The following is a 19687-nucleotide window of genomic DNA, read 5'->3' as shown; positions in this document are numbered from 1 at the left end:
GAGCGAAGCGAGCAAAATGAGGATTGGAGATTCGTTCCATGATGTTCAATTAACTGCAAACAGCATTTTATTTTGTTTTTCTATCGGTTGCTTCCATTCGGGCCAGCTTTTTCTTCCATTTGTGCCTGCTTTTCTGCTTCCATCTGTGCCTGCTTCTGCTGCATTTGCATCTGCCATATGTGTTCTATGTGCATCATCTCATTTTTATCACATCCGCTCGCTACGCGAGCGTGGGCACAGATTACCTTCCCGCTTCCGTTTGCCGGCGCTACCTTCCCGCTTCCGTTTACTGCATCTGTCTTGCCGTTCTTGTAAATACAGTTGCAGACTTGCCGGCCTGTTTCTGCTGCCGCCGTCGCCGCTGTTCGCCGCGCGCGGGCTGCACAATTTTTCAAAAATGAATCAAAAAACGTCTATCGTTTTTCAGCGAATTAGAAATGAAAAAAAAGATTGAAAAATAAGTAAAAGAAATAAATAAAAAAACTCAGAAGAAATCCGTTAAACTCTTCTGGTTTTTCGGTTTGTCTTCCGTTTTCTCTTCTTTTTCTTTATTTTCCTTCGCTTCTTCGGCCTTCTTTTCTTCGCTTTTTTTGGCCATGTCTTCAAGCGTCATCTGGTTTTTGTCAGAAGCTGCGGCGCTGCTTCTCTTTTCGGCTTCCGGGGTTTTGAAGAATTCCGTTTCGGCGGGGCGCTTGGCGTCGGCGATAAATCTTGATTTTTCATAAACCGACTGCACTTTTTTTGTCGCCGATTTCGCTTTGAGCATGTAAACCAATTCGTCCATGTCAAAATCAGATTCGCCGGCGAGCGCGACGGCATAATCCTCGTTTTCCATCAGGCGGCGGTAGTACGGGATGATTTCGTTGCGGGACGTGCGCATAGACTTGCTGTGACGGGCCGAAATTTTAACGGCGATGTTGTCGCGCATGCCGCGGACGGACCGGGACTGACCCATTCTTTTCCAGCGCGTCGGAGATGTGTATTTGATAAAGCCCGAATATTCTTTTGAGCGGACCGACATCGGACCGACAGTCGTCATAAAACTCGCGTAGCGCCACATACGATACGTTTGACGGCGGCGCACGCGCCCGAGGTATAAATCTGCTTTTGAAAGAACCTTGTAGCCGTTTGCCACGTCCGGATTGATTCCGGCGATATCTTTTCCTTTCTCGTCCCTGTTCGGAAACTGAATCGGCAGATTCTCATCCACCCACATAATCAAATCTTCAGGCGTCTCGTCAAGTGTTTTGACCGCGTCAAGCGCTTCCGTTCGATGATGCCCTTTAAAAACCTTCACAAGCGCTTTAAAAATCGTTTCCTTCACATCTCTGCCGGAAACGACAATGTCTTCTTCTTTAATTTCCGTCTTGCCGACCGTTACCGCCTGCAAATCGTTAATCGCGCTTCTTAAATCGCCGCCCGCATTTTCAGCAATTTTCAAAATCGCTTTCTCATCCGCCGTGATGCCTTCATCCTTACAGATTTTTGTCAAAGCCGGAACCATCGACCTCGTCTGAATCCGCGAGAACTCAATTTCCAGCGACTTCGACCGAATCGTCTGCGTAATGCCGTAAATGTCGTTCGCAATCAGCAGAATCGGCTGCGTCGTTTTATCAATCACGTCGGCAATCGCTTTGCTGCCGCCTTTATCATAAGTACCGTGCAGATTGTCGGCTTCATCCAAAACAATCAATCGTTTGCCGGATGATTTTTTGCCGTTCTCATCCGTCTCATGGCTGAAAAGCGTCGTCGTCTTAGACGCCGCGCCGGCAATCCGTTCAATTACGTCCGCCGTGCGCTGATCGCCGGCATTCATCTCAACGTATTCCCATCCCATTTCCGACGCCAAAACGGCAGCCGTTGAAGTTTTCCCGACACCCGCCGCGCCGTAAAGAATGACCGCCTTTTTTTCGGGAAAGCCTTTCTCCCAGTCTTCCGCCCACAAGCGAAGCTCATGAATCGCTTTCTTATTTCCGATCAAATCCTTGAACGTTTTCGGGCGGTATTTTTCCGCCCAATCCGAGTGGGTTTCAATTTCTGCCGACATGGTAACAGTCTTGGTGCAATCGTTTTTTTGATTAATTCCGATTAATTTCGATTAATATGCTGATCTCAATTACAAACAAATATCCTTTTGCAAACAAGACATTCGTTTACAAACAGACATTCGCTTACAAACAAGATATTCATTTACAAACAGATATTCGTTTACACAAGATATTCGTTTACAAACAGATATTCGTTTACAAACAGATATTCGTTTACAAGCCGATGCCCATGGATTTGTTTGTCTTTTCAATGGACTTCAAATTGTCCTTTTCCAAAGACATCATCGCGCGGATTGCATCGACATTTTCGGGAATCACGTCCGATTCCTGGTGAATCGCCTGGAAGAAATAGAGTTCGCCGTCGTCGACGGAAACCGATTCTTTAAAGACGCAGTTTTCCCACATATCGTTTCTCGGGCGTCCCAAGTCGCGTCCGAATTCAATGATCTGCGCCGTTGCGGAAATACCGTCGGCAATCATTTGAATGCGCGGGCGTGCTGCAAACAGATTTTTCACGTCGTCTGCCGTGCATTCTTCTTTGAGCTGAATGTTCAGCACGTGAAGGTGCATAAAAGAAGTCGGGGCTTTGATGGCCGCCGATGTGATATTAATGTGCGGCATAATCGTCTTCACGTCAGGACCGTGATGGGACGGCAGTTTGATCGGATCCAAAACAAGCGCGTCAATCGGACCGCTTTTAATGTCTCCCGGATCGCCGCCTCTTCTGACGATGGTCACGCGGACTTTTTCAACGCCGTATTTTTGGTCCAGCGGATAAATCACGCGGCAAAGACCGGTTGTGTTGCAGGAAACAACGCGGACGAAATCGGCGCCGAGCGCATCCGCATAGTTGGCTTCCGAGTTGAACGAAATCGGCGCAATGTCTTTGCTTTCGCCGCCCTGCCAAATCGCTTTCACACCTTCCTTTTCGTAAAGCGCTTTGTTGGAGACGCCGACTTTTCCGGGCGTGCAGTCCACAACGATGTCGGCTTCCTTGATCATATCTTCAATCGAGCCGGCAATCGTGTAGCCGTCCTTCGTAAAAGCATCGATTTTGTCGGCCGGCGCATAGATGTTATATCCTTTCATAGCGGCGGTTTTGGCTTCAAAGTTCGGGCGCGTTTTTGAAATGCCGATAATTTCCATATCATCCTGAAGCGAAACCGCATCGGCAACACGCTTACCGATGGTACCGTATCCGTTAATTGCAACTTTAACCTTAGACATGTTCATCTGTACCTGTTTCTAATTTAAAGAATCGTTGAAAAAATAGTAAAAATAATAAAAATACAATTTTAAAGACAAGGCAAACGGCTTATTTATAATTGTTGAAAGAATCGGGCGGACATACCGCCGATCAATTTCCATTGGCGCAGCATGTAATTATATTCAGGCTCAATTTCTTTTTCATAAATTTCTTTGAGTCGGGCAGGCGGCATATTTTCCGCCTCCAATGCGGTTTTTACGGAATATGCCGCCGCTTTTCCTGTAATGAATGCAGAAGAAATCCCTTCGCCCATCGGATTCAAAAATCCGGCAGCTTCTCCCGCAAATAAAATTCGGCCGTAAACGGTGTCTTTGCGGCATTCCGGTAAAATTTTCGGCATCAGCCATTTCTCTTCTTTAACGATTTCCAGAACCGAAAGCCCGTATTCTGATTTTAAAAACAATTCGAATTTTTGATGATATCGTTGAATCTTTTCAGCATTTTCAACGGCAACCCCGAAGATAATCAAATCGTCTTTAAAATTAACCCACGCGTCATATTCGGAAAATTCCGCCTGTAAGAAAGCGTAAAAGAATTTCGGATCCAAACGGACGGAGCCGCGGCAAAATGTCTGATACGTTATAATTTTTTCATTTTTATATCCTTGATGTGCCGTTATTTTGTTCTTTAAATTTCCAACGGTGCCCTCGCAGATGACGGCATATTTTGTTTTAAATACGGCTCCGTTATTCAAAAAAACATTCAAATATTTGCTTTCGGTTTCTGCAATGTTTGTCACAAACGAGTTGTCTGCAACAACAGCGCCTGCATCTTCGGCTTTTTCCGCCAGCCATTTGTCAAAAGCGCCGCGCCAAATATTGAAGCCGGGACTTTCAAATCGAAATTCTTTGCCGTCTTCATTTGTCAGGATGAAACCGCTTGTATTTTCGGGTTTGCAGAATACATTTTCCGGCATATTTCCGTAATGCTGCTCAATAAAACGAACTGATTTTTGAATCAGAAAACCCGAGCAGGATTTCTCTCTCGGTAATTTCATTCTTTCCAGAAGCAAAACATTCAAACCGGCATCTGCCGCGAATTTTGCCGCTGTACAGCCGGCAGGGCCTGCGCCGACAACGATCATGTCATAGAGCTCTTCTTGTTCCATCATTTTATCTTTACTTTAATTTCATCTTGCCTTTATTTTACTGTTCTTCATTTCACTGAATTTCTAATTTTGCAATTGATTCCCCGAGCGCAACACCCAGCGAATCCGCAACAGCTTCACATTTCGTTCTCAAAAGAAATGCAATCGGCCTCATACTTTTTTCATCCGACAAACTTTCGTAATTCGCCATGCCTTTGCTGATAATAAGCGTTGCGTTTTCCATCGCCCGGATTGTTTCAGGCGGCGTTTCTTTTAATATGACGCCGATTGCATTTGATCCCGTTGTCAGAATCTTGTCCGCGGTTGCTGACATTTCAAACTCTTCCGCGTCTTTCATTGTCGCGTCCGTTAAAATCGGCGCGCCTCTGACAATTAATGTCAATTCGGGAGGGGCAGCATTTGAGCCGGCCGTTTTTTCATTTTTACTTCCCTCTTGAATTTCAGATTTGTTTTCATATTGAACCTGCTGAATCCGTTTAATCACTTTCAAAACCTCGCGGTCGTAAACGATTTCCCCGCAGTTGTCGGTGATATAAACAACGTTTTGAAGCAAATTCATCATTTCTTTTGTGTCGTTGATATCCAATCCTTTTTCAAAATAAGACACAAACTTCTGTCTGAAACCGTCGTCCGATGCGTCGATTCCCATGATTCCGAAATCAAAATAATTGCCGATAACTGCCGCCAAAACGGCTTTTTCAAAAACTTCTTCAATCGGGCGCGGACTGTTTTCCGCCGTGTATGTTTCGCCTTTCTCATTTTCCCCGTAAATCATTTTTTGAATTTCCGGCAGCAATTCAAGAGCGGTTTGGTTATTGATTTCCTTCGTTTCCTTATACGGGTCGTGATTTCCGAGAACTTCAAAACAGCGGCGGTGAACAGCCGTTCCGACATGCGTTGACGTTTCCGAAGGGTCATACGCGTCATTCAGCGCCGAAATACATTCTTTCATCACTTCGTTGATTAAATCCGCGTCATCCGTTGCCAAATTGCATTGATAATGAACGCGGGAGAGTAAACAGTAAGTACACCTGGGATTAATTTTCATTGAGAACCGTCCTTTTTCAAAACTAGACGAAGCTTCAGATTTAAAGTTTTTCATTTTAAAAATTTCGGCAGATAATTATGGTTTTTGTGTTTTGTCATTTTCATGACAGTTTCAGACCAACTCTCGGGGCAATATTGCCGTTTCAAAAATTCGAATCGTGTCGACAGCAACGCCGGTCATTCCCGCCGGATCAGAACATTATGCGCGGTTCCGCTATTAATTGTTTTCATATTTGCAATTTTCATATCCGCCGCTTTCATTCCGATTTCCGCCGCTTCAGCTTCACCGGAATCTGAATCTTTTTCAACTTATTTGAACGACTCCGACTCCGATTCCGTTCCGAACGGCGCGGTGTTTGTTATTGTTGACGGTCTCGGCTCTTATTATCTGTTTCCCGAGCTGAACGGTGAAACGCTGGACGGCGATTCAACGGCAAAAGCTTTTGTTCCGACTTTGACCGATATTTGGAAAAACGGCTTTCGTGTTTCTGAAATGAAAGTTCCCGTTCCCGTGACCGAAATGGGCCATTCCGTTTTGGTGACCGGAAACCCGAGCGCGGATTCGGAGCTCGTCGGCTATTCGGAGTCAACAGTCATGGACATTTTGCGGCAAGAAGGATTTCTCTGCATCGGCGTTATGCAGCGCGGCGATTTCGAATCCATGCGCGGCAAATTTGATGTCATCATTTACGACAAAACCAATTCGGTCAACAACATGGATTTTACGGTTCAGGTTAATTCCTTTAACGGGTCCGATCAGCGAATTGTCAATGACCTGGCTTCCGTTTTTGAATCTCAGAGAAAAATCGCTTCATCTTATACCGACACAAAAGACACGGGCGAAAAATACGCCGGCTACAACCGCTGGGGACTGGACACCGCTTATGAAGCTTTGTCCGTGATGGAAAAATATCCGAATCAAAAATTCATTCTGGTCATCAATGTCGGCGCCATTGACTCAACCGGACATTACCGCGGCTATTACGCTTATTTGGACGCCGTCGAAAAACTGGACGCGGATTTGAAAAAGCTGTTCGATAAATGCCGCCGCAGCAATCTGTTCTTTTTGTTCACGGCCGATCACGGCATGTCTTTTGAAACACAGGACAAAAAAGGCGGCGGTCACAGTTCCGCAAAATACGCCAAAACTCAAGAAACGCTTCATATTCCGTTTATTATTTACGGAAACACCGTCCAAAAAGGAATTGTTTACGACAGCCCGGCCGCTCAGGAAGATGTTGCGCCGACACTGATGTCCCTTTTTAACATTCCCGAATCCCCGCGCTTTTCAAAAGGAAATGTTTTGCCGGCAAAAACTAAGCCTGCGCTTTATGTTCAGGCGCCCGGTCCGGTTCAAATTCAGCTGTACCGGTCGACAGGCGGCACGGAAGAGATTGTCTTTAATTCCCTCGGTTTCAGCCGAAACACCGGATTTTCCGATTATTCCGTTGCGGGAGTGGATGCCGGCAATTATATTTTAAGATGGGAATCGACAGATTCTCATTCTTATCAGCAGGAAGAACTTACGATTGCAATAACGGCCGACACCTCCGTTGATTTGTCGGATTATCTTAAAAAACAGATTTCGCTCTTTTCCGATTCGGACGGCAGCAAAAACGACTCAGGCGATTCATTTATTCCGTCAAAACTTGTTAAACCGATTTGTTTTCTGCTTGCCGGAATCATCAATCTGACGGGTGCTTTTTTCATTTATCGGTTCTATAAAAAAGGCGGATTGTCGGGATTCGATTGATGCCCTCGCTCACTTTAATTTTTTATTTTTTGTTTTTATTATCTTTTATTTTCTTGTTTTGTTTTATTTTTTGTTTCTTTGTTTTTTGTTTCTTTGTTTTTTGTTTCTTTGTTTTTTGTTTCTTTGTTTTTTTGTTTTTTTGTTTTTTTGTTTTCGCTGCTTTATTTTCTTTTTTCTCTTTTCTTGTTTTGTTTCTCATTTCCGTTTTTTAACTTTGAAGCGAAACTTTAAATGTCGGGACGGCGGATAGAAAGAGGCTGATGAAAAAAGTACTGTTTTGAATTCTCATTTTGTTATCGAAGAGAATTCGGCGGACATGAATCCGAATCATAAATCAAATAAAATAATCAATAATCTAAATTTCATGCCGCGGCAGCAAACGCAAGAAAAGATGTCCCTTGCTTTTTATGAAACAATATTTTGGAGGACATATTTATGGATCTTATGAATCTAATTCCGTCTCAGATTACGGAAGCGATTATTTTTTACGACGGCGCCGAACTCGTTCACAAAGCAGAAGCGGCGCTTGAAAAAGGCAGCAGTGACGTTTTAATCGGCGGCTTCAGTCCGGGAACGGATCCGAAAAGCATCAAGGTTAAAACAAGCGGCGGTGTTGTCGTCTCGTCTTTTGAATTTTCGGTGAATTATCTGAAAGAAGAATCTTTGGGCGAAACCGCTCAAAAGCTGAAAGAGGAAATCAAAGACAAGCAGAAAGAACTGCATAAGATTGAAACAGACATTCAAATCCATGAAGAAATGCTTTCACTGCTTCGGGAAAGCATCGAGAAGAAAGCGTCCGGGCCGAAAAACGGGCCCGATATCGATGATTTGATGAAAGCCATGGACTTTTTCAAAACGAAATCCGTTGAAATCGAAGATCTCCTGCGCGACGACCGCGAAAAAGCAGCCGAACTCCGAATGAAGGTCAATGATTTGTCGGCTCAGTTCAATCAGGAGTCGGCCAAGAATACGAAAGATTCGGGCATTTTAAAGCTGAACCTATCGGCGCCGGCAGACGGCGGCTGCAGTCTGACCGTCCGCTGCTTTACCGGAAATGCCGGCTGGCATCCGTACCACGACATTAATGTTGCCGCCGCCGGCAGTCCGGTTCAAATCATTTCCAAAGCGAAAGTGCGTCAGACAACCGGCATTGACTGGGAAAAAGTTAAAATCACGCTCTCAACAGCCGTTCCGAGCATGGGAAAAACAGCTCCCCTGTTTAACGCCTGGTTCCTGGATTTTGCCGTTCCGCGCCCGCCCGCTATGGAACGGATGGCTGCAAAGAAAAGCGCGCCTCTGATTCAAAATGCTTATTCTTATGACATGAAAGTGGCCGAATGCGTTTCTTACGCACAGGAAGAAGCCGAATACATTTGCGATGACAGAGAATCACTTGAACCGATTTATGTGATTGACGGAACGATTGTGGATTCCGGTTACTTCTATACGATTGATCAATCTATGGTCAAAGAAAACAAATATCTGGATCCGTCAGAAGCAATCGGCGCATTCGGCTCTTGTGCGGCCGGCGGCGCTTACGTTTTGACGCTGAAAAACAGTTTGGATTTCGTCACGGAGTCCGATAACCGGATGAACGTCACTTATGAAATCGAACTTCCGTATTCGATTCCCGGAAACGGCAAAGAACAAAGCATTGAACTCAAAAGCAATTCCGTTAAAGCCGATTTCATGTATTACTGCGCGCCGAAGCTGGATTACGAAACCTATCTGATTGCCGAAATTTCCGGCTGGGAAAAGCTCGGCCTGCTCAGCGGAAGCGCCAACGTCACCTATGACGGCACTTACATCGGCGAGACGTACATCGATGCTGATTCGACGCGTGACAAATTGTCCCTGACACTCGGAACGGACAGGCGCGTTTCCGTCAAGCGCGAAAAACTGAAAGAATACAGCAGTAAAGCCTTGTTCGGCAGCGACATGAAGCAGGAATTTGCCTATCAGCTGACGGTCCGAAACAATCAGAACAAAGCAGCCCGCATGGTTCTCAAAGACCAGTATCCGATTTCATCCAACAAAGAAATCACGGTCGAGCTTTCCAAAGAATCGACACCGTTTTCTTTCAACAAAGAAGACATCGGCGTCGTGACCTGGGAATATGAAATGCAGCCGGGCGAAACAAAAGTTTTCAAATTGGTTTACAGCATCAAATATCCGAAAGGAAAAGAACTGAATTTGTAAAATTAAAATTTTAAATTTGTAAAAAGAATTGCCGGAATTTTCGGCAATTTTTTGTTTTGTTTTGTTTTGTTTTGTTTTTTTTGTTTGTTTTTGTTTGTTTTATTTTTGTTTGTTTTGTTTTTGTTTCATTTTGCGTCTGCCGCCGTTTCGCGCGCGAGCCGCACAAATTTCAAAACAGGTTAAAAACCGCAAATCGTTTTTTCAGCATTGTATTTCAAACGGCAGATTTGTTATAATTGGCGAAAATCGTGATTTTTGGCCGATTTTCGCCAACTATAATTCTTATAATTGGCGAAAATTGGATTATTTTCTTATTTTTCGCCAGTTATAGTTCTTATAATTGGCGAAAAAGATACTTTTTTATATGTTTTCGCCAATTATAATTTTTGAGCATTTATGAAAATTATCGGAAGATATAAGGAAACGGAAATTCTGAATGATTGTTTTGAATCAAACCAATCAGAGTTTGTTGCAGTTTACGGCCGGAGAAGAGTCGGAAAAACATTTTTGGTTCGAAAGACTTTTGAAAATAATTTCGCTTTTTATTTTACGGGGTCGGCAAATCTGAGTTTGAAAGATCAGCTTCACAATTTTAATATTTCTTTAAACAAATTCGGATTGGAATCCTATTCTTATAAAAGTAATTGGGCAGATACTTTTGAGCAGCTTATTCATTTGCTGGAAAATAAACAATGTTCCGGCAAAAAAGTCATTTTCTTAGATGAAATACCTTGGATCGATACGCCAAGATCCGGGTTTTTGCCCGCTCTGGAATATTTTTGGAACAGCTGGGCTTCAGCTCGTTCGGATATTTTATTGATTGTCTGCGGTTCTGCGACATCTTGGATGATTAATCATTTGATTAAAAACAGAGGCGGTTTATACAATCGTGTGACGAAAAGAATGATTATTGAACCATTCACACTTAAAGAATGTGAATTGTATTTCCGAGAAAATAATGTTGAAATGAGTCGATACCAAATTGCGGAAGCTTACATGATTTTAGGCGGTATTCCTTTTTATTTGAGTTTGTTTGATAAAAAAATGAGTTTAGCACAAAATGTCGATTATTTATTTTTCTCTTCAAACGGTATTCTTAAAGATGAATTTTTCAATTTATATGCCTCTTTGTTTAAAAATTCCGAAAATCACATTAGAGTCGTGGAGGCTTTGAGCAAAAAAGCAAAAGGAATGATACGCAGCGAAATTTCCGAAACTGCAAAAATATCTGACGGCGGCAGTTTGGTCAGAATACTGGAGGAGTTAGAACAATGCGGTTTTATTCGAAAATATCATGCATTTGATCGAAAAAAGGGATATTTATATCAGCTTGTCGATTTTTACACATTGTTTTATTATAATTTCATCAAAGACAATGAATATGCGGATGAGAATTCTTGGATGAACTCCATAGACAGCGCGCAGCACAGAGCATGGAGCGGATATGCATTTGAACAAGTTTGTTTAATTCATACGCGGCAAATTAAGAACAAGTTAGGCATTTCGGGTGTTTTAACAAACATTTCATCTTGGAGAAGTAAAAATTCACAATCCGGTGCTCAAATCGATATGGTTATTGATCGAAAGGATGATGTCATTAATTTATGCGAAATGAAGTATTCAGGATCCGGATTGTATGTGATTGATAAAAAATACAGTGAAAACTTGGGTCAAAAAAAATCTGTTTTTATTTCTGAAACAGGAACAAAAAAGGCTGTTCATTTAACAATGGTAACAACTTATGGAATTTCTAAAAATATGTATTCAAGCATGATTCAATCTGAAATCCGATTGGATGATTTATTTGAAGACTGATAATCATGCTTGATTGACTGCATTTTTTAATATGATTGGTATCGGCATCAAGTTTTTGATTAAATCCATACTCAATCCTGCTCTTTTAAGCTTTCATCAATCCATTTTTTAAATCCTTTGTTAAATCCGCGAATTTTAAATTTCAGAATGACGGGCGTTTCATAAGGATGTTTTTCCAGAATGTATTTTTTGGTTTTTTTCCATTTGTCTTCTCGTGTTTTAAAGAAGACGCCGTATTCTTTTTCTTCGTAAATCCGCTTGTTCCAGGCATAGATGGAATCATGTTCGCTGATGTTGGCGCAGACGATGAGTTTCTTTTCAATCAGCTTTTCCGTAATGCTTAATACGGTTTTTTTGGACGGAAATGTCGCGTAAATGAAAATGTATTGATTTTTCTTTTTTTCACTTTTAGGCATTTGATTCGCTCCGTTCATTTTATTTTATTTTGTTTTATGAATTCATTGAATTTATCCTCAGCAGACACGGGGGATCGGATCTCCGGTGGGCACGTCCACATAGCGCGTGCTTCCGAGTTCCGAGACCAAAATAACTTTGCCCGGCTTCTCTTCGACGACTTCGCCGATGATTGCCGCGTCTTTGCCGTACGTGTTTTGTTTCAGCAAAGCCAGAACCGCTTCCGCGCATTCGGGGCGGACGCCGATAACTGCTTTTCCTTCGTTTGCGATTTCAAGCGGGTCTAATCCGAGCATTTCGCAGGAAGTCACAACAGCCTCCCGAATCGGAAGTTTTTCTTCGTAAATGCGGATTCCGACTTTACTTTTCTGCGCCATTTCATTCAATGCGTCGGCAACGCCGCCGCGCGTCGGATCTTTCATGGCGGTGACCGCCCGCTCTCCCGGTGCCGCTTGAATCGAAAGAATCGGTTCAATCATTTTCCAAAGAGGCGCCGTATCGGATTCCAAATCCGAACTGAATTCAAAGCCTTCGCGTTTGGTCAAAAGCGCCATGCCGTGGTCGGCGATGAAGCCTGAGATGATGATTTTGTCCCCGAGCCGAAGGCCGCAGTCGCGGACCGGCGCGTCACAAATGCCGATTGCGGCAATATTAATCATAATTGAGTCAAGCGCCGTTCCTTCAACGGTTTTCGTGTCTCCCGTAATCAAAGGAACCCCGACTTCCGTCAGCGCGTCGTTCATCGAATGAACCACTTTTTCCAAATCCGCAATACTGAAACCTTCGGGAATAATCATGCCGCTGCTGACGGCAAGCGGACGGGCGCCCATGACGGCCAGGTCATTGATTGCGCCGCAGACGGCCACTTTTCCGATGTCGCCGCCGGGAAAGAAAATCGGTTTCACAACATGGCTGTCGGTTGTCATCACCAGCTCCGCATTTTTGTTTTCGGCAATAAATGCGCGGTCAAAAGCAATTGTCGCGCCGTCATCCAGCGCCTCCAGCCCGACAGAACCCGCTTTTGTGTTCGTGAAATTCTTTAAAATGATGTTGCCGATCAAAGACTGCATCTGCTGTCCGCCGGCACCGTGTTCCATTGAAATTTTATTTTCTTTCGCCATAAATCCCGTCCCCGATGACTGTAATCCGAATTGTGTTCCGCTCTTTTCAGTATTGGTTCTTCAGCATTATTTTTCAATATATTTTCAGCATTGATTTTCAGTAAATATTCAACATTCGTTTAATTTTTGCCGGCTTTTTTCTCAAGCATTGCGTTTTCAATGGTCTTGACCCACTCGGCAACAGTTTCTTCCTGCTTTTTGGATGTCAGCAGAATCGGAATGTTTTCATTCAGTGATTTTGCGTCTCTGACCATCGTTGCCGGGTCAACGCCGACGGCTTCGGCAATGTCAATCTTGTTAATGACGGCCATATCGGATGTTTTAAAGATGACGGGATGCTTTAAGACAATGTCATCGCCTTCGCTGACGCTGACAACAACGATTTTCATATCTTCGCCGAGGTCAAAGTCAGTCGGGCAGATCAAGTTGCCGACATTTTCAATAAACAGAATATCGCAGCCGCTCAAATCATTCTTTTTAAGCAGATCGTTGACGATATGCGCGTCCAAATGGCATTCTTTTCCCGTGTTGGCCGGAATTGTTTTAACCCCGAGCTTTTCAAAGCGGGAAGCATCCATGTCGGCAATAACGTCGCCGGCAATAACCGCAATTTTATATTTGCCGTCAAGCGCTTTAATCGCTTCTTCAATCAGCGTCGTCTTGCCCGAGCCGATTGCGCCCATAATATTGACGGAAAAAACGCCCGCCTTCTTGAGAATTTCGCGGTTTTTGTCCGCAAGTTTTCTGTTTTCTTTAAACACATCGTGACCGATGTTAATAATATGCCCCGTTGCCAAAAAAGTGTTCCACATTTTTGATTCCTCTTGTTTTTCATTTTATGTATTGTATCAATTATGAATTTGTTTTAATTTTATGATTTGCTTTATGATTTGTTTTATGAATTTGCTTTATGATTTGTTTTATGAATTTGTTTTATGAATTTGTTTTGAATTTGTTTTGAATTTGTTTTGAATTTGTTTTGAATTTGTTTTGAATTTGTTTTATGAAATTAATTTTATGAAGTGAATTAATCAATATCAATTGAGTCAACAACCAGTTCCGTTCCGCCGATGACTTCCACATTTTTACCGCACAGCGGGCAGACCAGGGACACTAAATATTCCAGCATGTCCAGGCTGTCTTCGGTCTCGTTCGGCTTTCCGAAATAACCGCAGGCGCATTGGATTTCAGGTTCGATGTATTCAAACGAATATTCCGCGTTTTCGGCGATTGTTCCTTCGCCGATGGATTTCAGGCAGAATTCCAGCTGTGTCGGATTGACGTGCGCGATTTTTCCGACTTTCACGCTGATGTGATTGACAACAGACGCGTTGTTTTCAGCGGCTGCCGCCAACACGCTTTCCATTAAGTCCATTGCCAGTGAATATTCATGCATTTACAATGTCTCCGTTGTCTGTCTTTCCAATATTTCCTGCTGCGCTTTCTTGCTTAATGATGCCAGAACGACTCTGTGAGACGCACACACCATGTCGGCAATCACTTCCCGCGGCACATCGCTGTCCAGATAGACCGTGCTCCAGTGCAGTTTATTCATATAATAACCCGGCACAATATCGTCAAAATCGCGGCGAAGCATGTCACTGTACATGGGCTCCAATTTCAAAGTGATGACGGGGCGCCCGTTTTGGTCGTTGACGCCGATGTAAGCATACATTTTGCCCCGCAGCAAATACTTATAGGCTTGCCATGCAGGCTGAAATTCTTTTTCAGTCGCCGGCTGCTTCAGCAATAATTCATCCAGCCATCGGAAATTTTCCATGGTGTCTTCCGGCCATGGTGTGACGCTGAATTCTATTTTTGTCATTATCCGATTCCTCTGCTTATGCCGATTTGTTTTTTAATCGCGGCAGTATTTGTACCAGCTGTGGCACATGCCTTCGTCGCTGACCATGCAGGGTCCGATCGGGCTTTCCGGGCGGCAGGCTTTCTCAAACATCGGACAGTCGGCAGGCGTTGCTTTTCCGGTCAAAATTGTTGCGCAGATGCAGTTTTTCTTTTTCTTCTTTCTGATTTCGCGCAGTTCGTTTAAACTGTCTTCATACGTATCTTTGAATTTGATTGCCGCGTCGTGGTCCTGATATTTTTCTTTCAGGCGGTAGCCGGAATCCGGGATAATGCCGAGACCGCGCCATTCGACGTCGACAACATCAAAAACGTCGTTCATCATTTTCACCGCAATCGGGTTGCCCTCTGTTTTGACAGCGCGCATGTATGCGTTTTCAACGGCCGATGTGCCGGCTTCCAGCTGGTCCAAAAGCATTTTGATGCCGAGCAGTATGTCATAGGACTCAAAGCCGGCAACGGCAATCGGATAGTCTTTTTCCGCGAATTCTTCGTACGGGACGGTTCCGGTAATGACGGCAACGTGGCCGGGCGCGATGAACGCGTCGACGTTGATGTCCTGAACGAGCAGACTGATTGCAGGCGGTGTTAATTTAAGAGAAGTGTAGACGGAAAAATTCGGCGGAAGGCCGCGCAGAACGGCAGCGGCAGTTGTCGGAATGGTTGTTTCAAAGCCGATTGAAAAAAAGACGATTTCTTTGTCGGGATTTTCGGCGGCCAGTTTGACGGCGTCGTCAATGGAGTAGACCATTCGGACATCGGCGCCTTCGGCGCGGGCGTCAAATAAGCTTTCTTCGGTTCCCGGAACGCGGAGCATATCTCCGAAGGTGACGACCGTCAGTCCTTTTTTCGCCAAAATGATGGCCGTGTCAATGTCATCGTCGGGCGTCACACAAACCGGACATCCCGGGCCGCTTAACACTTCGATTCTGCCGGGAAGCAAACTGCGGATGCCGTATTTGGCAATCGTTCGCTCGTGTGTGCCGCAGATGTGCATGATTCGGGCCGGTTTCGGATAGGCGGCGATATTTTCAATCAGTTTTTTCTGCACCTCTATCGGATTTTGAATGAACGGGTCTGTTTTTGTCATCTTCTCCTCTCCGATTTAAGCGCCGACAGACCGGTCGAATTCTTCGTTGGCTTCTAAAAGTTCGTCAAACGCTTCTCTTGTCAAACGCGCTTCTTCTTCCGTAATCACTGAAATCGCATAACCGACATGAACCAAAACATGGTCGCCGACATTAATTTCAGAAGATCCGCCCAGCAGATCTAAATTTACGTCTCTGAAAACGCCGCCGAAATCCACCTCAGCCTGATTTTCAGAAATAATTTTGGAAATTTTTCCGGGAATTGCAATACACATCTCTCTTCGCCTCTCTTTTCTGTTTTTATTTCATGTCATTTTCACAGCATTCTCATGTCATTGTATTCATGTTTATGACATATTTTTGCATTGTATATGCTTGTGACATATTTGTTGCAATTGTATATGCTTATGATATGTTTGTGACATATTCATTATATGTTATGATTAATTGTGTCGTTTCTTTCATCCTATAATAAATCTGTGTTTGAGAATTCGAAATATATGTGTTTTAATCATTTTTTGAAAAATTTTAAGGGTTTCTGAAAAATTTTAGGGATATTTGAAAAATTTTAAAGTTTTCTGAAAAATTTTTAAAGATTTCTGAAAATTTTTAATGATTTCTGAAAATTTTTAAAAAATTCTGTAATTTTCTTCTTTTTTTCTTCAGTTATTTGTCACATTTTGTCATTTTTTGCTTTTTATCTGTGTCTTTATTATCATGTATTATCATTATGATTTATTTATTTTGATTTATATTCTAACGTTCAATATTTGGTTTATTGATGTCGAATTTTGTTTTCGTTTCGTCAAATTCTTTTCATAAATTCGGTGTTTTTCGGGATTTTTCAAAAAAGATTGTTCTGTATGTCGAAATTTGTTTTTTTCATTTATCATTTTTCGTTCCAATCCTGCACGTTTTTTATTTAAAAATGTGGGTAATGTTTATATAGACCATAGCGGATATAGTCTCATGCTACTACTTAATAGTGTTTACAGTAGAGGGTTTTCAAATGGCTAGTGAAAAATTGAATATGATTGAACAATTCAAAAACCTTGATATTCTCAAGGTTGACCGCCGTACTTTTTTAAAGGCGGTGGCGGCCCTTGGAGCAACTTCTTTTGTTTCGCTTTACGGAAAACAGTTGGCTGACGCGTTGGCCGCTTTCCCCGAAACAAAGGTTGTCTGGCTTCACGGTGCAGAATGTACAGGCTGTTCAGAATCCGCATTAAACGGCAGCAGCCCGGAATTTGCGGACGCGCTCAGCGAATTAAACATCACATTGGCTTACCATGAGACGCTTTTGGCGCAGCAGGGTATCTTTGTTGACGGTAAATTGGTCGGTACATCTGATTTAAACGGTGAAATTTTACTGGATGAACTCGTCAAAGAAGGCGGCTACATCCTTGTTGTTGAAGGATCCATCGGAAACGGCCCGTCAGGTACGGGAAAAATCAACATGATCGGAAACCACACCTTCAAGAGCATTTACGAAAAGTCTGCAAAGAATGCAGCAGCGATTATCGCACTCGGTACATGCGCAACTTACGGCGGTATCACTGTCACGGATTGTGACACAAAGAAATACTGCGACTTTATGGGCGTCAACCAAACCGAAAACAAAAAAGGCGGAATGAACGAGGTTCTCGGAATCAACAACAAACCCGTCATCAACCTTCCCGGATGCCCGGCACACCCCGACTGGTTCTTCTTAACCGTCGCAGCTGTTCTCCTCGGCAAGATTGACTTAAACAACATGGACGGCATTTTGGACGGCGACGGCAGACCCAAGGTCTTCTATCCCCCGAACAACACACTCCACGACAACTGCCCGAGACGCGGCTTCTATGACAGAGGCGTTCTCGACAAGAGATTCGCAGAAGGCGGCTGTCTCTGGAAAGTCGGCTGTAAAGCACCGTACGTCCACGCAGACTGTGCACTCAGAAAGTGGAACAACGGAACAAGCGTCTGTATGCAGGCCGGCGGCCCGTGTATCGCTTGTGTCGAACCGATTTTCCCCAACGGCTCAATGCCCTACTATGTTGAGAGAGAAAGCGCAGGCGTCCTGTTCGGCGTCAACATCGGAACTGTCGCAGCCCTTGCAATCGGTGCAGCTGTCGCAGCCGCTGCTGTTCACGCTGTCCGCAGAGTTAACAAGGAGAAGTGATGAAAAATGGTTAAAGTTACAGTTGATCCCTTAACAAGAATTGAAGGTCACATGAGAGTGTCCGCTGAAGTCGACAGCAACGGTATCATCACCTCCGCACAGAGCGGCGGTATGCTTTTCCGCGGTTTTGAACGCATGCTTCAGAACAAAGATCCCAGAGACGCATCCCTTCATGTTGCAAGAATCTGCGGTGTCTGCCCGATTTCACACTCCATGACCGCAACAAACGCACTTGACGATTTGTACCAAGTTGCAGAAAGCGTTCCGAAGAACGCGCTTGCTGTCAGAAACTTTATTCAGGCAGCCAACACTGTTGCAAGTCACGCAACACACATCTACATTTTATTCGGCCCCGACTTGGCCAACCCGAGATACAGAGATGTTTTGACCGGCTCCACCCTTAATTTGGGCGCAACCGGCGAAGCTGTCTGGAAAGAACTCGTCGGCAGATTCGCACCGCTTTCCTACAAGATTGACGGTCAGCCGGTTCCGGTCGGTACCAGCTACTTAAACGCAATTCCCGAGAAAAAGAGACTTCAGGAAGCAATCGCCCTTTTCGGCGGTAAAATGCCCCACCAGGCTGTTACCGTTGCCGGCGGTGTCACCTGTACGCCTGACCTCGGCGAAATTTCAAAAGCAGCGGCCATTTACTTGAAAGTGATGGAATTCGTTCAGAACTACACGCTCGGTGTCGATCTTGACACATGGGTCGAAAACACCCACTACGCAAAATCACCCGACGCAGCCGTTAAATTCGTCATTGACCACCTTTCCGGTTTAATTGACAAATCCAAGGATTTCTCCAGAGAAAGCGGCTGGAAAGACGTCGAATTCTATGCGGCATTCGGTTCCGAACTTGTCGGTGAAAAGCTCCTCGGTCTTCCGGCCAGCTTAAGACACGACAAACTCGGCGGCTACAGCGATGCAAGCAAGATGTGCTTCTTGTCCTACGGTGAGTTCTATGACAGCACCAAAGAAGGTTACACCCCTTCAAGCCCGACAGGCGAGCGTTTCTTGACATCCGGTATTGTCCGTGCAAGCAACTTGAAGTTTGAAGACTTGGACACCGCCAAGATTTCCGAAAGCATTCAGTGCGCTTTCTACGAAGACGACACCCCGTCCAGACACCCGTATGACGGAACCACTGTTCCGCTCTCCGACACAAACAAGATTGACCTGAATGCAGGCCCGACTGACAAATACAGCTGGCTCAAAGCACCGCGCTACGACGGCATTGCCGCGGAAGTCGGTCCGCTTGCCAGAATGATTGTCGCACAGGACCCGTTGGTGACCGGTCTCGCAAAAGCATTCGCAGACAACGGAATGTCTCCGGCAAACGTTTACACCAGAGTGCTTGCCCGCATGCAGGAAACTGCAGTTATTGCGCACAAGATTGTTGACTTCCTCAACGACATCGACCCCGGACAGTCCTTTGCAACACCGCTTGACATGAGAGCCGCAAAAGACAACCAAGGTATGGGTATTTGGGAAGCTCCCAGAGGCGCACTCGGCCACTGGATTTCCGCGGACGGTTCCGGAAAAACCAAGAACTATCAGGCCATCGTTCCGAGTACATGGAACTTGGGACCCCGCGATGAAAACGGAATTCCGAGCCCGATTGAACAAGCACTTGTCGGCAATGCGATTTCAGGCGTTGACAATGTTGGCGGCGCAGATTATACAAACCCTGTCGCCATTCTCCACGTCGGCCGTTCCTACGACCCGTGTATTGCGTGTGCCGTTCACACAATTGATGCAACAGGAAAGAATGCTCCGAAAGACTATGAATTATTCTAAGGA

19 protein-coding genes are annotated in these 19687 nt (G+C 44.4%); 6 read left to right on the top strand and 13 right to left on the bottom strand.

Features of this window, described 5'->3' with window-relative positions:
- Positions 1-45 precede the first annotated feature (45 nt).
- On the bottom strand, positions 46-177 hold the full coding sequence (locus tag MmiAt1_RS01320; protein WP_318785106.1) for a hypothetical protein: 132 nt from the start codon (positions 175-177) through the stop codon (positions 46-48).
- A gap of 11 nt (positions 178-188) precedes the next feature.
- Between MmiAt1_RS01320 and MmiAt1_RS01315 the strand changes: the two genes are divergently transcribed.
- Entirely contained in the window at positions 189-401 is a 213-nt protein-coding gene (locus MmiAt1_RS01315) for a hypothetical protein (protein WP_318785105.1), read from the top strand.
- Positions 402-484: 83 nt separating this feature from the next.
- Here the strand turns inward: MmiAt1_RS01315 and MmiAt1_RS01310 are convergent, their stop codons facing one another.
- From MmiAt1_RS01310 to MmiAt1_RS01295, 4 genes are all read right to left on the bottom strand, one after another.
- A complete protein-coding gene (locus tag MmiAt1_RS01310; protein WP_318785104.1) occupies positions 485-2047 on the bottom strand; it encodes a replication factor C large subunit in 1563 nt (520 codons plus the stop codon).
- A gap of 214 nt (positions 2048-2261) precedes the next feature.
- Entirely contained in the window at positions 2262-3275 is a 1014-nt protein-coding gene (locus MmiAt1_RS01305) for a type II glyceraldehyde-3-phosphate dehydrogenase (RefSeq protein ID WP_318785103.1), read from the bottom strand.
- A 92-nt stretch (positions 3276-3367) separates the two neighbouring features.
- The gene (locus MmiAt1_RS01300) at positions 3368-4426 is read right to left on the bottom strand and encodes an NAD(P)/FAD-dependent oxidoreductase (protein WP_318785102.1); all 1059 of its coding nucleotides are present in this window, start codon (positions 4424-4426) and stop codon (positions 3368-3370) included.
- A 49-nt stretch (positions 4427-4475) separates the two neighbouring features.
- Complete coding sequence (locus tag MmiAt1_RS01295; RefSeq protein ID WP_318785101.1) at positions 4476-5471, bottom strand: damage-control phosphatase ARMT1 family protein; 996 nt, start codon at positions 5469-5471, stop codon at positions 4476-4478.
- Positions 5472-5573: 102 nt separating this feature from the next.
- Between MmiAt1_RS01295 and MmiAt1_RS01290 the strand changes: the two genes are divergently transcribed.
- On the top strand, positions 5574-7223 hold the full coding sequence (locus MmiAt1_RS01290) for a sulfatase-like hydrolase/transferase (protein ID WP_318785100.1): 1650 nt from the start codon (positions 5574-5576) through the stop codon (positions 7221-7223).
- Positions 7224-7245: 22 nt separating this feature from the next.
- On the opposite strand, the gene MmiAt1_RS01285 is transcribed toward MmiAt1_RS01290, so the two are convergent.
- Positions 7246-7422, bottom strand: coding sequence for a hypothetical protein (locus MmiAt1_RS01285; RefSeq protein ID WP_318785099.1), 177 nt, complete (start codon positions 7420-7422; stop codon positions 7246-7248).
- Positions 7423-7658: 236 nt separating this feature from the next.
- On the opposite strand from MmiAt1_RS01285, the gene MmiAt1_RS01280 reads away from it, so the two are divergent.
- Complete coding sequence (locus tag MmiAt1_RS01280; protein ID WP_318785098.1) at positions 7659-9422, top strand: mucoidy inhibitor MuiA family protein; 1764 nt, start codon at positions 7659-7661, stop codon at positions 9420-9422.
- A 396-nt stretch (positions 9423-9818) separates the two neighbouring features.
- Positions 9819-11237, top strand: coding sequence for an AAA family ATPase (locus MmiAt1_RS01275; RefSeq protein ID WP_318785097.1), 1419 nt, complete (start codon positions 9819-9821; stop codon positions 11235-11237).
- Between the two features lie 71 nt (positions 11238-11308).
- On the opposite strand, the gene cutA is transcribed toward MmiAt1_RS01275, so the two are convergent.
- The 7 genes from cutA to MmiAt1_RS01240 all read right to left on the bottom strand — a co-directional run bounded on the left by cutA (position 11309) and on the right by MmiAt1_RS01240 (position 15998).
- Entirely contained in the window at positions 11309-11653 is a 345-nt protein-coding gene (cutA, locus tag MmiAt1_RS01270; protein ID WP_318785096.1) for a divalent-cation tolerance protein CutA, read from the bottom strand.
- Between the two features lie 57 nt (positions 11654-11710).
- On the bottom strand, positions 11711-12772 hold the full coding sequence (hypE, locus tag MmiAt1_RS01265; protein WP_318785095.1) for a hydrogenase expression/formation protein HypE: 1062 nt from the start codon (positions 12770-12772) through the stop codon (positions 11711-11713).
- 119 nt (positions 12773-12891) lie between these two features.
- Entirely contained in the window at positions 12892-13584 is a 693-nt protein-coding gene (gene hypB, locus MmiAt1_RS01260) for a hydrogenase nickel incorporation protein HypB (RefSeq protein ID WP_318785094.1), read from the bottom strand.
- A 215-nt stretch (positions 13585-13799) separates the two neighbouring features.
- Positions 13800-14168, bottom strand: coding sequence for a hydrogenase/urease maturation nickel metallochaperone HypA (locus MmiAt1_RS01255; RefSeq protein WP_318785093.1), 369 nt, complete (start codon positions 14166-14168; stop codon positions 13800-13802).
- Positions 14169-14597 carry an MmcQ/YjbR family DNA-binding protein gene (locus tag MmiAt1_RS01250; protein WP_318785092.1) on the bottom strand — a complete coding sequence of 143 codons (429 nt, stop codon included), beginning with the start codon at positions 14595-14597 and terminating at the stop codon, positions 14169-14171.
- Positions 14598-14630: 33 nt separating this feature from the next.
- Positions 14631-15725 (bottom strand): hydrogenase formation protein HypD, encoded by a 1095-nt coding sequence (gene hypD, locus MmiAt1_RS01245; protein ID WP_318785091.1) that lies wholly within the window; start codon positions 15723-15725, stop codon positions 14631-14633.
- 15 nt (positions 15726-15740) lie between these two features.
- Entirely contained in the window at positions 15741-15998 is a 258-nt protein-coding gene (locus tag MmiAt1_RS01240) for a HypC/HybG/HupF family hydrogenase formation chaperone (protein WP_318785090.1), read from the bottom strand.
- Positions 15999-16732: 734 nt separating this feature from the next.
- Here MmiAt1_RS01240 and MmiAt1_RS01235 point away from each other — a divergent pair.
- Together MmiAt1_RS01235 and MmiAt1_RS01230 are read left to right on the top strand one after the other, a co-directional pair.
- Complete coding sequence (locus MmiAt1_RS01235; RefSeq protein WP_318785089.1) at positions 16733-17887, top strand: hydrogenase small subunit; 1155 nt, start codon at positions 16733-16735, stop codon at positions 17885-17887.
- Between the two features lie 6 nt (positions 17888-17893).
- On the top strand, positions 17894-19684 hold the full coding sequence (locus tag MmiAt1_RS01230; protein ID WP_318785088.1) for a nickel-dependent hydrogenase large subunit: 1791 nt from the start codon (positions 17894-17896) through the stop codon (positions 19682-19684).
- Positions 19685-19687: the final 3 nt, after the last annotated feature.

Source organism: Methanimicrococcus hacksteinii (assembly GCF_032714515.1).
Lineage (GTDB): Archaea > Halobacteriota > Methanosarcinia > Methanosarcinales > Methanosarcinaceae > Methanimicrococcus > Methanimicrococcus hacksteinii.
Note: the sequence above shows the minus strand (reverse complement) of the source record. Positions and strands in the feature narration are given on the sequence as shown.

What these genes read in the sequence shown, in the direction of transcription:
- MmiAt1_RS01320 (WP_318785106.1), bottom strand. Translation starts at nt 177, where the DNA reads ATGGCAGATGCAAATGCAGCAGAAGCAGGCACAGATGGAAGCAGAAAA.
- MmiAt1_RS01310 (WP_318785104.1), bottom strand. Translation starts at nt 2,047, where the DNA reads ATGTCGGCAGAAATTGAAACCCACTCGGATTGGGCGGAAAAATACCGC.
- MmiAt1_RS01305 (WP_318785103.1), bottom strand. Translation starts at nt 3,275, where the DNA reads ATGTCTAAGGTTAAAGTTGCAATTAACGGATACGGTACCATCGGTAAG.
- MmiAt1_RS01300 (WP_318785102.1), bottom strand. Translation starts at nt 4,426, where the DNA reads ATGATGGAACAAGAAGAGCTCTATGACATGATCGTTGTCGGCGCAGGC.
- MmiAt1_RS01295 (WP_318785101.1), bottom strand. Translation starts at nt 5,471, where the DNA reads ATGAAAATTAATCCCAGGTGTACTTACTGTTTACTCTCCCGCGTTCAT.
- MmiAt1_RS01290 (WP_318785100.1), top strand. Translation starts at nt 5,574, where the DNA reads ATGACAGTTTCAGACCAACTCTCGGGGCAATATTGCCGTTTCAAAAAT.
- MmiAt1_RS01285 (WP_318785099.1), bottom strand. Translation starts at nt 7,422, where the DNA reads ATGAGAAACAAAACAAGAAAAGAGAAAAAAGAAAATAAAGCAGCGAAA.
- MmiAt1_RS01280 (WP_318785098.1), top strand. Translation starts at nt 7,659, where the DNA reads ATGGATCTTATGAATCTAATTCCGTCTCAGATTACGGAAGCGATTATT.
- MmiAt1_RS01275 (WP_318785097.1), top strand. Translation starts at nt 9,819, where the DNA reads ATGAAAATTATCGGAAGATATAAGGAAACGGAAATTCTGAATGATTGT.
- cutA (WP_318785096.1), bottom strand. Translation starts at nt 11,653, where the DNA reads ATGCCTAAAAGTGAAAAAAAGAAAAATCAATACATTTTCATTTACGCG.
- hypE (WP_318785095.1), bottom strand. Translation starts at nt 12,772, where the DNA reads ATGGCGAAAGAAAATAAAATTTCAATGGAACACGGTGCCGGCGGACAG.
- hypB (WP_318785094.1), bottom strand. Translation starts at nt 13,584, where the DNA reads ATGTGGAACACTTTTTTGGCAACGGGGCATATTATTAACATCGGTCAC.
- MmiAt1_RS01255 (WP_318785093.1), bottom strand. Translation starts at nt 14,168, where the DNA reads ATGCATGAATATTCACTGGCAATGGACTTAATGGAAAGCGTGTTGGCG.
- MmiAt1_RS01250 (WP_318785092.1), bottom strand. Translation starts at nt 14,597, where the DNA reads ATGACAAAAATAGAATTCAGCGTCACACCATGGCCGGAAGACACCATG.
- hypD (WP_318785091.1), bottom strand. Translation starts at nt 15,725, where the DNA reads ATGACAAAAACAGACCCGTTCATTCAAAATCCGATAGAGGTGCAGAAA.
- MmiAt1_RS01240 (WP_318785090.1), bottom strand. Translation starts at nt 15,998, where the DNA reads ATGTGTATTGCAATTCCCGGAAAAATTTCCAAAATTATTTCTGAAAAT.
- MmiAt1_RS01235 (WP_318785089.1), top strand. Translation starts at nt 16,733, where the DNA reads ATGGCTAGTGAAAAATTGAATATGATTGAACAATTCAAAAACCTTGAT.
- MmiAt1_RS01230 (WP_318785088.1), top strand. Translation starts at nt 17,894, where the DNA reads ATGGTTAAAGTTACAGTTGATCCCTTAACAAGAATTGAAGGTCACATG.